General features: G+C 61.2%; 11 protein-coding genes. 10 read left to right on the top strand and 1 reads right to left on the bottom strand.

The window, feature by feature from the left end; genetic code table 11:
- Positions 1 to 160: 160 nt before the first annotated feature.
- Together rplU and rpmA are read left to right on the top strand one after the other, a co-directional pair.
- Complete coding sequence (rplU, locus tag KRX51_RS03465) at positions 161 to 466, top strand: 50S ribosomal protein L21 (protein WP_218361534.1); 306 nt, start codon at positions 161 to 163, stop codon at positions 464 to 466.
- A 36-nt stretch (positions 467 to 502) separates the two neighbouring features.
- Positions 503 to 769 carry a 50S ribosomal protein L27 gene (gene rpmA / locus KRX51_RS03470; protein ID WP_218361535.1) on the top strand — a complete coding sequence of 89 codons (267 nt, stop codon included), beginning with the start codon at positions 503 to 505 and terminating at the stop codon, positions 767 to 769.
- 99 nt (positions 770 to 868) lie between these two features.
- Here rpmA and KRX51_RS03475 read toward each other — a convergent pair whose 3' ends face one another.
- The gene (locus KRX51_RS03475; RefSeq protein WP_218361536.1) at positions 869 to 3,052 is read right to left on the bottom strand and encodes an ATP-dependent DNA helicase RecQ; all 2,184 of its coding nucleotides are present in this window, start codon (positions 3,050 to 3,052) and stop codon (positions 869 to 871) included.
- A gap of 139 nt (positions 3,053 to 3,191) precedes the next feature.
- Here KRX51_RS03475 and obgE point away from each other — a divergent pair, with 139 nt between their 5' ends.
- The 8 genes from obgE to KRX51_RS03515 all read left to right on the top strand — a co-directional run bounded on the left by obgE (position 3,192) and on the right by KRX51_RS03515 (position 12,861).
- Positions 3,192 to 4,691, top strand: coding sequence for a GTPase ObgE (gene obgE, locus KRX51_RS03480; protein ID WP_218361537.1), 1,500 nt, complete (start codon positions 3,192 to 3,194; stop codon positions 4,689 to 4,691).
- 2 nt (positions 4,692 to 4,693) lie between these two features.
- A complete protein-coding gene (proB, locus tag KRX51_RS03485) occupies positions 4,694 to 5,821 on the top strand; it encodes a glutamate 5-kinase (RefSeq protein WP_218362259.1) in 1,128 nt (375 codons plus the stop codon).
- A gap of 78 nt (positions 5,822 to 5,899) precedes the next feature.
- Complete coding sequence (locus tag KRX51_RS03490; RefSeq protein ID WP_218361538.1) at positions 5,900 to 6,691, top strand: class E sortase; 792 nt, start codon at positions 5,900 to 5,902, stop codon at positions 6,689 to 6,691.
- Positions 6,692 to 6,844 carry a hypothetical protein gene (locus KRX51_RS03495; RefSeq protein WP_218361539.1) on the top strand — a complete coding sequence of 51 codons (153 nt, stop codon included), beginning with the start codon at positions 6,692 to 6,694 and terminating at the stop codon, positions 6,842 to 6,844. It begins immediately after the preceding gene.
- A 36-nt stretch (positions 6,845 to 6,880) separates the two neighbouring features.
- Positions 6,881 to 8,197, top strand: a complete 1,317-nt coding sequence (locus KRX51_RS03500; RefSeq protein WP_255549362.1) for a glutamate-5-semialdehyde dehydrogenase — start codon at positions 6,881 to 6,883, stop codon at positions 8,195 to 8,197.
- A gap of 99 nt (positions 8,198 to 8,296) precedes the next feature.
- Positions 8,297 to 9,679: a lipase family protein gene (locus tag KRX51_RS03505; protein WP_218361541.1), complete on the top strand. Its 1,383-nt coding sequence runs from the start codon at positions 8,297 to 8,299 to the stop codon at positions 9,677 to 9,679.
- Positions 9,680 to 9,934: 255 nt separating this feature from the next.
- The gene (locus KRX51_RS03510; RefSeq protein WP_218361542.1) at positions 9,935 to 11,368 is read left to right on the top strand and encodes a lipase family protein; all 1,434 of its coding nucleotides are present in this window, start codon (positions 9,935 to 9,937) and stop codon (positions 11,366 to 11,368) included.
- A 155-nt stretch (positions 11,369 to 11,523) separates the two neighbouring features.
- Entirely contained in the window at positions 11,524 to 12,861 is a 1,338-nt protein-coding gene (locus KRX51_RS03515) for a lipase family protein (RefSeq protein WP_218361543.1), read from the top strand.
- Positions 12,862 to 12,993 lie beyond the last annotated feature (132 nt).

Below are 12,993 nucleotides of genomic sequence, written 5' to 3' on the forward strand. Positions count from 1 at the left end.
TGACCAGTCGCAGTCAGTTGGCGCGCGCCGGACGTTTCCCTATGTCCGGGTTCCGCCCCAGCTCGCAAGAGCTGTTCTGCCCTGGCTGCAAATTTTCATTGTCCATTCGGGCCGCCGCGCGGCCTGCACGAGTAAACCAAGAAAAAGGGGTAGCCCTCCTATGTACGCGATCGTCAAGACCGGCGGCAAGCAGTACAAGGTTGCCGAAGGTGACCTCGTCAAGGTCGAGAAGATTGAGGGAGATGCCGGTACCGCCGTGGATCTCACCCCGGTTCTGCTCGTCGACGGCGCCAACGTCATTTCCGGCGACGACCTGAGCAAGGTCACTGTTAAGGCCGAGATCAATGAGCAGACCAAGGGTCAGAAGATCCGCGGTATGCACTACAAGAACAAGACCGGTTATAAGCGCCGCTGGGGCCACCGCCAGCAGCTGACCGAGCTGAAGATCACCGAAGTCAAGGCCTAACCGCCCCTTCCACCACACTTTTCCCAGGAGAATACAATGGCTTCCAAGAAGGGTGCGTCCAGCACCAATAACGGCCGCGACTCCGAATCCAAGCGCCTCGGCGTGAAGCGGTTCGGCGGCCAGCAGGTCAAGGCCGGCGAGATCCTCGTCCGCCAGCGCGGCACCTCGTTCCACCCCGGTGAGAACGTTGGCCGTGGCGGCGACGACACTCTCTTCGCCCTCAAGTCCGGTGCCGTCGAGTTCGGCACCAAGCGCAAGCGCCGCATCGTCTCCATCGTGGAGAACGCTGAGGCAGAGGCCTAAACAGGCTTGCCGACGCAAGCGCCCGCAGGGACCTTCCTCCCCGCGGGCGCTTTCGCATGCCCGCACACTGCTGCCGCACGCAGCTGCCGCACACCACCGCTAGCCGCGGGAAGCCAGCCCCAACGGCAACACCTGCGCCCCCGCCTGCTCGGCGACCTTCGCCCCAGCAACCGTCACCGACCAGCCAGTGCCCACCACGTCGGTAAGCAATAACACCGGGGAGTCATCAGCCCGGGCGGCCAATAACTGCGGGATACTAGCCCACTGCCAATGCTGCAAAAGGCGCGCAACCCGGTACGCGGAGTTCTGCGCCGCAACTGGTTCACCACCTTGCACCACCGGCAATTCGCCCAGGTACGTCATCCGGCCAATCTCAGCAATGCTTTGCCCACAGCACCTCAACATCTCGGTGCGGGCCGGGTCCGTGCTGCCCAACACAAGCACCGAACCAGGGCGCCTATCCCACGACCAGTCCGATAGCACCGCCACAATCCGGCGCAGCCACATATCATCACCCCAGCTCGCCGCCCCCGTCGGCCGCCACTGATTGAGCTCCAATAGTTGCCGCAGCGCCGGGCCACGGGAAATATCACTGAGCCGGCCAAGCACCCGGCCATCACCCAACGCATTGGGCGCCCCACGGCCAGAGCCCAACCGGATCTTGCCCTTCACCGGCACACCCAGCCGGTCCATCCCCGTCGGCCACTGCTTCCGGGCCGGCACCACCACACCAGGGGCAGACATTTCCCCAGCAACACGCTGCGCCATATCCGCATCAATATCGGTCGGCAAGGACACACCACGGCAGTTATCACAACGCCCGCACGGCCCAGCAATCTGCGGATCATCAAGCTCGGCGCGCAAAAACACCATCCGGCACTTGCCAGTGGCCTCATAATCGAGCATGGACTGCTGCTCGGCGGCGCGGGCAGCGCTCAACCCCGCATACCGGGCCCGGTCGTACTCCCAGCCAGCACCAGTAGTGATATAGCCACCCTTGACCCGGCGCACCGCATTATCGACATCAAGGACTTTCAACGCCTGTGTGAGCCGACTATTGGGAATATCCACCAACGACTCGATCACACCGAGTGAGGCCGGGGCCCCATCCCGTGATGCAATGGCATCAAGAATTTCATGCACCTTCTGCTCATCGGGGAAAGACACCGACGCGAAGTACTCCCAGATCTCCTGGTCCTCCACACCCGGCAACAGCACTACCTCGGCACGCTCAGTGGCACGCCCGGCACGGCCAATCTGCTGGTAGTAGGCAATAGGCGACGACGGCGCCCCCATATGCACAACGAAGCTTAAATCAGGTTTATCGAAGCCCATCCCCAACGCGGAGGTCGCCACCAAAGCCGTGAGCTCATTATTCAACAAGGCTTGTTCTAACCGTTCGCGCTCATCAGCGTCAGTGCGCCCGGTATAACTAGCGACCTGCCAACCAGCCGCCCCCAAAGCCTGAGCGAGTTCCTCCGCCGCGGCGACAGTGAGGCAATAAATAATGCCGGAGCCACCAAAATCACCCAGGTGCGTGGCTAACCACGCAGGCCGGGAGGTGGTATCCGCCAGCTGCACAACATTGAGGTGCAAAGATTCGCGGTCCAGGCTGCCGCGCAACACCTGCGCCTGCCCACCAAGTTGAGCACGCACATCAGCAACCACCCGGTCATTTGCGGTGGCGGTGGTGGCAAGCACCGGCACATCTGGCCGCAAATCGGCCAACAAGTCCCGGATTCGGCGGTAGTCAGGGCGGAAATCATGGCCCCAGTCGGAAATGCAGTGCGCCTCATCAACAACCACCAAACCCGCCTGCTGCGCAAGACGCGGCAGGGTGGTCTCGCAGAAATCCGGGTTATTCAGCCGCTCCGGGGAAATCAGCAGCACATCGACGCCACCGGCACTAATCCGGCCCGAAATCTCCTCCCACTGGGTCATATTCGCCGAATTGAGGGTCTCGGCAACAATGCCTGCCCGACGGGCCGCGGCGACCTGATTGCGCATCAACGCCAGCAGCGGGGAAATAATCACCGCCGCCCCATAACCTCGCCGCCGCAGCAGCGCAGCGGCAATAAAATACACCGCAGATTTTCCCCACCCCGTGCGCTGCACCACCAACATCCGCTGATTGTGATTAACCAAACCATCAATCGCACGCCACTGGTCATCACGCAACGCAGCACTGTGACCAGCTAAGGCGCGCAGCAGTTGCTCAGCTTCAGCGCGGGATGCGGCGGTGGGCTGGGACGTCGGGGAAGCGGAATCAGAGTGCTGCGCCATAGCCTCACTACAGCACATGGGGTGGACATTGCGGTGGGATATGCCCCCAGGCCACACCGCTGAACTACGGTTAATGGACCGGACGTGCGACAATGCAGCGTTGGACCACCAACGCAGTCCCCGAGGAAAGGCCCACCCCATGTCCCGTTTTATTGACCGCGTCACCCTGCACCTGCGGGCTGGCAACGGCGGACACGGCTGTAACTCGATCCTGCGCGAAAAATTCAAACCCCTCGGCGGCCCCGACGGCGGCAATGGCGGCCACGGCGGCGACATCATCTTGAAGGTCGACCCGCAGGTACACACCCTGCTCGACTTCCACTTCCGCCCGCATATCACTGCCGGTAATGGCAGCCCCGGTGCCGGCGATAACCGCAATGGTGCCCGTGGCGAAGACCTCATTATGGGCGTGCCCGAGGGCACCGTGGTCTCCGATGCCGAAGGCAATGTGCTGGCTGACCTCATGGGTACCGGCACCGAATTTGTTGCCGCCGAAGGCGGCTACGGTGGCCTGGGCAATGCCGCTTTGGCCAACCGCTACCGCCGTGCGCCGGGTTTCGCGCTGCTCGGCGAGCCCGGGGAAGAACGCGAACTCACCCTGGAATTGAAGTCCATGGCCGATGTGGGCCTGGTGGGGTTCCCGTCGGCAGGCAAATCCTCGCTGGTTTCTGCGATTTCTGCGGCTAAACCGAAAATCGGGGACTACCCATTCACCACCTTGCAGCCCAACCTTGGTGTGGTTCAGGTCAGCCATGACTCTTTCACCATCGCTGATGTGCCGGGCCTCATCCCGGGCGCCAGTGAAGGCAAGGGCCTGGGGCTGGACTTTCTGCGCCATATTGAACGCTGCGCTGTGCTGGTGCATGTGGTCGATTGCGCCACCTTCGAATCCGACCGCGACCCGGTCTCGGATATCCGCGCCATGGAGCACGAGCTGGCCAATTACACCGAGTCGCTGACCAAAAGCTCCACCTTGGGGGACTTGATGTCTCGCCCGCGTGTGATTGTGCTCAATAAGCTCGATGTCCCCGATGCGCGCGATATGGCGGAGATGATGTCCGAAGAAATCGCGTCGTTTGGCTGGCCGGTTTTCGAGATCTCCACGGCAACCCACCAGGGCCTGGACCAGTTGCGCTATAAGCTGCTTGAGCTGGTCAATCAGCACCGCAAGGACCACCCGGTGACGTCTACTGCCCCGGCTCAGGTGATCCGCCCGCAGGGGGTCAGCCGGCGTGTGAAGGACTTCACCATCGAAGCTGACCCGGATATTGATGGCGGGTTCTTGGTACTGGGCCGCAAACCGGAGCGCTGGATCCACCAGACCGATTTCGAAAATGATGAGGCCGTCGGCTACCTCGGTGACCGCCTGGCCAAGCTTGGTGTGGAAGACGCTTTGGCCAAGGCCGGTGCGGTGGAGGGCTCCCCGGTGACTATCGGTGAGGTCACGTTTGAATGGCAGCCGCAGACCGCCGCCGGTATGGACGCGGAGTTGGCGAATCGTCGCGGTTCTGACCGCCGCCTGGACCGGGTGCGCCGTGCCAGCGCGGAGGAGCGCAAGCGTGCCTCCCAGGCCCGCCGTGGTCTTATCGACGAGTTCCAGTTTGAGGGTGAGCAGGCAGATCGGGAGCGTTTCCAGTGACCGTGGACGCTACGTTTTCCAGTTCTACCCGCGATGCCATCCGCGATGCGAAGCGGGTTGTGGTGAAAATTGGGTCCTCGTCGTTGACTGGCCCGGATGGGCGTACTGACCCTGGGCGTATTGATGTCATCGCCGAGGCCGTCGAAAAGCGCATGGCGCGTGGCTCTGACCTTATTGTGGTGTCTTCGGGCGCGGTGGCCTCGGGGATGGGGCCGTTGGGGTTGTCCACCCGCCCGTCGGATCAGGCCACGAAGCAGGCTGCGGCGGCGGTGGGGCAGGTGCGCTTGGCCCAGGAGTGGTCGCGGTCGTTTGCCCGGTTTGGGCGTACTACCGCGCAGGTGTTGTTGACCTCGTCGGATGCGGGTAATCGGCAGCGTGCCCGCAATGCGCAGCGCACTTTGGACCGGTTGCGGCAGCTATCTGCGGTGCCGATTGTTAATGAGAACGACACGGTGGCCACCTCTGAGATGCGGTTTGGCGATAATGATCGCCTCGCTGCGATTGTGAGCCATTTGGCGTATTGCGATGCGTTGATTTTGCTTTCCGACGTCGCGGGCTTATACGACCGCAACCCGGCTGAACCTGGTGCCCGGTTTGTGCCGGAGGTGTGGAGCGGAAGTGATTTGAAGTCGGTGGTGGCCGGTGATGGTGGCCGCCTTGGTACCGGCGGGATGGCGTCGAAGGTCTCGGCTGCGCGGTTGGCTTCTCGTGGTGGGGTGCCGGTGTTGTTGACCTCGGCTGACCAGATTGATCGCGCTTTGGATACCGCAGATATTGGTACTGCGTTTGCCCCGCGGGATCAGCGTATTTCGGCCTGGAAGTTTTGGGCGCTCTACGCTGCGGATTCTTCTGGGGTTTTGCGTATTGATGCTGGTGCGGTGCGTGCGGTGACGGAGAACCGCCGGTCGCTGTTGCCGGTGGGGATTACGTCGGCTGATGGGGAGTTCTCCGCCGGCGATATTGTCGACATTGTGGGCCCTAATGGTGAGATCATTGGCCGCGGTGAGATTGCCTTTAATTGGGAGGAGCTGGACCAGATTATGGGCCGGCCGACGACGGAGTTGCCGGATGCGTTGCGGCGCCCGGTTATCCACGCGGACTACCTATCGAATTATGCCTCCCGTGTATAAAATCGCTGTGACTAGTCGAAACTGTGCTGTATTGGCCATAGGTGGCCGCCCCGCCGTGCGAGAGGATGCCCCGACGCTGTGATATCCCGCGATCAGGATCAGTACCGCACGCGCCGTTCTTTGTCTGTTTTCAGCGTGCTGGGCGAGTTGATGGTGACCATTGCTGTGGTCTTGGCGCTGTTTGTGGTGCACCAGTTGTGGTGGACCGGGGTGGAGACCCGGCAGGCGCAAGATGAGATGCGTAAGGATTTGCAGGCCGAGTGGCAGCGTGAACTGCCGGGCCAGCCGGGCCAGCCTGGTCAGCCGGGTACGGCGGTGCCTGTGACCGCTAGTGGTGCGATGGGGTATTTGGAGATCCCCCGGATTGGTCTGGATGCGGTGTTCCAGGAGGGGGTGGGGCTACCGGTGTTGGCTAATGGCCCGGGCCGGTACCCGCAGTCGCAGCTTCCCGGTGAGGTCGGCAATGTGGCTTTCGCTGCGCACCGCGATGGTAATGCGGCGCATTTTTCGGAGTTGGACAAGTTGTCTACCTGCGATGAGATCATTGTGGAAACCGCCCGTACGCGGTATTTCTACCGGGTGTTGCCTACCGACGGGGCTGCGATGAATTGTGTTTCGGAGCAGACCCGGATGATGTTGGCTAGCCCGGAATACGAGAAGGTGTCTGGCCGCGAGATCGTGGTTCCCAGCAGTGATGGTGTGGTTGCCGCGGTCCCGCAGAGTTCGGGTATGGCCGGCGGCGATATGCAGCCGACTTTGCCGTTGTTGACGCTGACCACGTGCCATCCCCATTGGCAGAATGCGCACCGGATGATTATTCACGCGGTGTTGGAGAAGGCTGTTGATAAGCCGCAGCAGGAGGTGCAGTAGATGTACGCAGCGTTATGGCGAGTCCTGCCTGGGCCGACGTGGGTGAAGGCGATTGAGGCGTTGGCCTTATTCCTGCTGGTGGTTTTTGTGTTGTTTGAGTTTGTGTTCCCTGAGGTGGCGCATATGTTGCCGTGGATGGACGTGGCGGTATAGGCCCGCGCGTGCCCTGGCTTTTCTATGCTGGGTGCCATGTCTTCGACCAATAGTGCCCCCGTTAGTGATTCCCGCGCCGCTGAGCGTGCTGAGGTTTTGGATAAGGCCCGCCGGGCTAAGGCTGTGACAGCCGAGTTGGCTGGTTATACCTCTGCTCGGAAGAACGAGATTTTGTTGGCCGCCGCTGATGCTGTGGTTGCGGCCACTGATCGGCTTGTCGCCGCCAATGAGCGCGATATTGCTGCTGGTGCGGAATCCGGGATGAGCCCGTCGTTGATTGACCGGTTGCGGCTGGGCCCGGATCGGGTGCAGGGCGTGGCTGCTGGTTTGCGTCAGGTTGCTGGTTTGCCGGACCCGGTGGGGGAGGTGTTGCGGGGCTCGACGTTGCCTAATGGGCTGCGGTTATCGCAGGTGCGGGTGCCGCTTGGGGTGATGGGCATGGTGTATGAGGCCCGCCCGAATGTGACGGTCGATGCTTTTGGGTTGGCGTTGAAGTCCGGCAATGTGGCGTTATTGCGTGGTTCTAAGTCCGCCAAGCGCACCAATGCTGCCCTTGTGGAGGTGCTGCGGGAGGTGCTTGTTGAGCAGGGGGCGCCGGCTGATTTGGTGCAGTTACTTCCGTGCGCGACTCACGATTCGGTGCAGGATTTGATTACTGCGCGTGGGCTTGTTGATGTGGTGATTCCGCGTGGTGGTGCTGGTTTGATTAATGCTGTGGTCACTGGTGCGACGGTGCCGGCTATTGAGACCGGTACTGGCAATTGTCACCTGTATATCGATGCTTCAGCTGATCTGGAGCAGGCCATTGCGATATTGCTGAATGGCAAGACGCGGCGGCCGTCGGTGTGTAATGCCACGGAGACGGTGTTGGTTGATGCGGCCCTGCCGGCCGATCAGGTGCGCCGGGTTTTCACTGCGCTTGCCGACGCTGGCGTCACCGTGCATGGTGACGTCGACAATCTCGCTGCTGCTGGTGTGGCTGGTGAGCTCCTTGATGCGGTGGTGCCGGCTACTGATGCGGACTGGAGTGATGAGTACCTGTCGATGGATATCGCCGCGAAGGTCGTTGATGGTGTGCACGCCGCGGTTTCGCATATCGCCCAGTTCGGTTCGGGCCATACGGAGGCGGTCGCGGCCCGGGATTGGTATGTGTGTGAGGTTTTCGCCCAGGCTGTGGATGCGGCTGCGGTGTCGGTGAATGCGTCGACGGCCTATACCGATGGGGAGCAGTATGGCATGGGGGCGGAGATAGGTATTTCGACGCAGAAGCTGCATGCGCGGGGGCCGATGGGGTTGCCGGAGCTGACCAGTTCGAAGTGGATTGTTCGTGGCGATGGGCAGTGTCGGCCCTAGGGGGTAGTTAGCGCACGTGGCTGCGAGACCCCACGAAGTAGTATTCATTAAAAAGCTATTTTGCTTGTGAACTCGAAATGTGGTTGTTAGTGTGCGTGCATGAAACCATCTCGTCGTATTCTTGCGCTTTCTTGCTCTGTAGCACTCTGTTTCGCCGCTACTGGGGTGGCGGCTGCGGCACCGTCGGAAGGCGGTGACGGGCCCTGGTGGACCGGTTCTATCGACCACGCGCCGGGCTCGGACTCGGGCTCTACTAATCCGGTCGGCAGTTCCCCGGCCGGTTCCTCCGACCCGGCCAGCGACCCCTTCTACCAGCCGCCGGCTGATTTGCCGGAGCCTGGCGCACTTATCCGCACCCAGCCTGCCCCGCATATCATCGAGAAATTCGGTATCGACTGGCCGGGCGTTTCGACCAAGATCTTGTACTCCTCAGTCAATGAGCGCGGCCAGCGAGTGGGGGTTTCTGGTTTCATCATCGAGCCCACCACCGAATGGGAGGGCAGTGGCCCGCGCCCCACCGTGGTTGTTGCCCCGGGAACAATGGGGCAGGGCGACCAATGTGCCCCGTCGGCGGGCTGGGGGCAGCTGGCCAATATTGACCTGGCGAACTCGTCCTTCGGCTTCGACTATGAGCTGCTCAGTGCCTATACCGCCAGCGCTAAGGGCATCCGGGTGGTGGTGACCGACTATATCGGCATGGGTACCCCTGGGGTGCATACCTACGTCAACTCCACTGATGAGGGCCATGCCGTATTGGATGCGGCTCGCGCTGCGCTGGAGTTTGCCGGAGATCCGGCCGACTCGCCGGTGGGGGTGGTCGGTTATTCCCAGGGTGGTGGCGCCTCAGCTGCGGCAGCTGAGTACCAGCCTGCCTATGCGCCCGAGCTGAATTTGGTGGCCGCATATGCCGGGGCCCCGCCGGCGAACCTGCGTGAGGTGCTAGACGGTATTGAGGGCGGCAGTATCGAAGGCGTGGTGGGTTATGCGCTCAATACTGGCCGTTTTTATAACCCCGAGCTTGAGCCGCTGGTCGATGCCTACCTCAATGATGAGGGGCGTCGTTTCCTAGAGACCACGAAGAACCAGTGCATTGTGGACTCGGTAGCGATGTGGGGTTTCCGTAAGTCTTCGTCCTTCACTAAGGATGGCCGCCCCTTCAAGGCTCTTGTGGATGAGATCCCTGAGGTGGGGGAGTACCTGGATAAGCAGAAGCTTGGTCGGTGGAAGCCGGATGCGAAGGTGATGGTGCAGATCGGCGCTAATGACGACGCCATTCCGGCGGGGCAGGCCCGTCAGCTTGGTCGCGATTATTGTGCCCTGGGTGCCGACGTGAGCTACCTGGAAAATGACACCCCGTTGCTGATTGACAAGACCGGCCTGAACCATATTGTTCCGCTGTTGGCCAATATGCCGGACAGTATGGACTTCCTGGTCGCGGCCTTTAATGGCGAGGAGGTAGGCAATGACTGCGGCACGTTCTAGTCGCCGCCGATAGCTTGCCTTTCTGCAGCGCCCCATCGTTGATGATGGGGCGCTGCTTTTGTGTGTTGCGCCGGCGCGGGTGGTTGTTGGTGTGGTTGGTGCACGATACCCCGACCGGTATTGGTGGGTGTGTTCGGTGCTGTGAGCTGGGGTTTGTGGTGACTCTCGGGGGTTGTGGTGGTGGCTGAAAAAAATTGTGACTTCAATTCGTAAATTCCTAGCCAACATCATTAACAAAAGGTAATAATTATGCGCATGAAACAGAATCCTTCTTTGTTGGCTGCCGCTTGTGCAGTGGCTATGACCCTGTCTGCGGCTGGTCCGGCCGCCGCCGCACCTGCCCAGCTCGACCCCTTCGCCGACCCATGGACCTCACTGGGGGAGGACATTGCCAATACCGACAACGCTGCCTTGCCCGGCCCCTTCGGCCAGGCACCTGGTTCTGATACCGGCTCGCTGGGCAGCTCTGGTTTGGGCCGTTCCGATGAACTGGATAACCCCTTCTACACCGAGATCCCAGACGCCCTTGGTAGCCCAGGTACGGTGCTGAAAACCGAGCCCGCAGACCAGCTGTTAAGCATGGGGGAGACCGACTGGCCAGGTACGGCAACTCGGATCATGTACACCTCAACGAGGCAGAATGGTCAGCTCGCCCCGGTAACCGGGTTCGTCATTGACCCCGTGGGGGATTGGGAGGGCAAAGGCCCCCGCCCGACTGTGGTGCTCGCCCCCGGCACGATGGGGCAGGGTGACCAGTGCGCCCCGTCGCGAGGTAAATGGCTGCTGGGTGCTGTCGATGCGGAAAAGCCCAGCCTGAATTTCAACTACGAACTGCTCACCGCCTATGTCGCGGCAAGTAAGGGAATGCGGGTCGTTGTTACTGACTACATCGGTCTGGGCACCCCAGGGGTGCATACCTACGTCAATTCTGATGATGAAGGCCATGCAGTCCTGGATGCTGCGCGGGCAGCGTTAATTCTGGCTGGGGCCGATGCTGATGACCCGGTGGGCCTGGTGGGCTATTCCCAGGGTGGCGGCGCGGCAGCGGCTGCGGCCGAGCGTGCTGCCTCATATGCTCCCGACGTCAATCTCAAGGCCACCTATGCCGGAGCGCCGCCGGCGAACCTGCGCAAGGTGCTGCACCAGATCGACGGTAATGCCATCGTCGGGGCGATCGGCTACGCCTTGAACTCCGGTATCGAGTACCTGGAAGACGATGTTGATGTCGACGTCATCCTGGATCGGTTCCTCAACGACGAGGGCAAACGCTTCCTTGAGACCACGCAGGACCAGTGCATTGTGGACTCAGTCGCGATGTGGGGCACCCGGACTACTGACTCGTTTACTACCGACGGCAGTGATTTCGCCGCAGTGCTGGACCGAGAACCCGTCATTGCGGAGATTATTGATAGTCAACAACTGGGGCTGCGCGATCTCAACGCCCCGATGACCATCGCCACCGGCGTTAATGACGATGCCATCCCCACCGGCCAGGTGCGCGAACTGGCGCAAAGCTACTGTGCGCGCGGCGGTCATGTTGCGTTCCGTCCCGACGAGATTCCCAGTATTTTGTCCCGCTCGGCACTGAACCATATTGCTTCCTCGCTGTATAACACCACTCCGTCGGTGGAATATCTCGTCGATGCGTTCAATGGTGAGCAACTGCCCAATGACTGCGGCTCCTTCTAGTCGAGCCAGCCAAGGTCGGTAATAACGCTCTACCTCCGGGTGGCTAGCTGCTGCAGTGTGACACTGCGGAAGATTGGCCACCCGGGGTTGCTGTATTCAGCGTGGCAGTATTGTCACGCATACTTATTAGGTATCCAAAGCGATAGGAAAATATCATGACATCCACCCGCACCGCGGCTATTGCCACAACCAGCCTGCTCGCCCTATTTGCTAGTGCCGCACCCGCTTATGCACTGCCTGCACAGACCACACCAGCAGGGCCTAGTTCTGAGGTGGGCAGCATTGCGGCAGTAGGGGAGTCGCCTGCGCAGGCGGAGTTTTATACCCAGATTCCCGACGACTTAGGCCAGGCCGGTGACGTTCTCAAAACCCAGCCAGCCCCACACCTGCTGGAATTAACGGGCCTGAAGTGGCCCGGCAGCGCAACCCGGATCATGTACACATCCACCCGGCAAAACGGTGCCCTCACCCCCGTGACCGGGGTCGTTATTGAACCCACGACCCCGTGGCGCGGCGCAGGGCAGCGGCCCACCGTAATCATCGCCCCAGGGACAATGGGCCAAGGCGACCAGTGCGCCCCCTCCCGGGGCACTGGCCTCTTCGCCGGTATCACCGCACAGCCCTCATTGGCGCTGAATTATGAGTTGCCGATGATGTACGCGCTCGCACAACGCGGCATCCGGGTGATTCTTACTGATTACATCGGCTTGGGCACACCAGGGCTGCACACCTACGGCAACTATATTGACCAGGCACAAGCTGTGCTTGATGCAGGTCGCGCCGCACTGGGCTTTGCTGGCGCCTCGCCTGACGCGCCAGTGGGGATCTACGGCTACTCCCAAGGCGGCGGTGCGTCAGGTGCCGCCGCAGAACACCAGCCGATCTATGCCCCAGAGCTCAACGTCACCGGCGCCTACCTCGGAGCGGTGCCGGCGAATTTGCGCGACGTTATTCGCGCTATCGACGGCGGCACCCTTGCCGGCGCTATCGGCTACGGCCTCAACGCTGGCCTGGTTTACCAGCCGCAGCTGGGCGCAGCCATTGATGGCTACCTCAATGAGCAGGGGCGTGAGTTTATGGCGACCACCCAGACCCAATGCCTGGCCGACTCCGGCGTGACGTGGGGTTTTCAGAAAACACGCGAGTTGACCACGACTGGGCAAAGCTTCAGTGACCTCGTTGCCGATATCCCCGAGCTGGGGGATTACCTCGACGCGCAGAGTCTGGCGAAGAGTAAGCCCGAGGCCAATATCATGGTCGAGATCGGTGTTAATGATGACATTGTGCCTGTTGAGCAGGCCCGACAGTTGGGGCGTGACTACTGCGCGATGGGGTCGAATGTGCAGTACCTGGAAAATGACACACCGGTGCTCATCCCGAAGACAGCCCTGAACCACGTCGTGCCGCTCTTCGGCGATATCCCGGAGGCGCTGATGTTCTTTATGGACTCGTTCACCGGGGGCGAGCTACCCAATGACTGTGGGACGTTCTAGACCATAAAAGTGGGGATTTTTCTGTGTTTTTAAGGTGACTAATTTCACCAGGTTCTGAAAGGTGCGCGCTGCCAAATAGGAGCACCATGGAAGTGTCTGCATCTGCATAAGGCGCGGACACCCGTGAGCACT

This window comes from Corynebacterium sp. TAE3-ERU12 (assembly GCF_019209905.1).
GTDB lineage: Bacteria > Actinomycetota > Actinomycetes > Mycobacteriales > Mycobacteriaceae > Corynebacterium.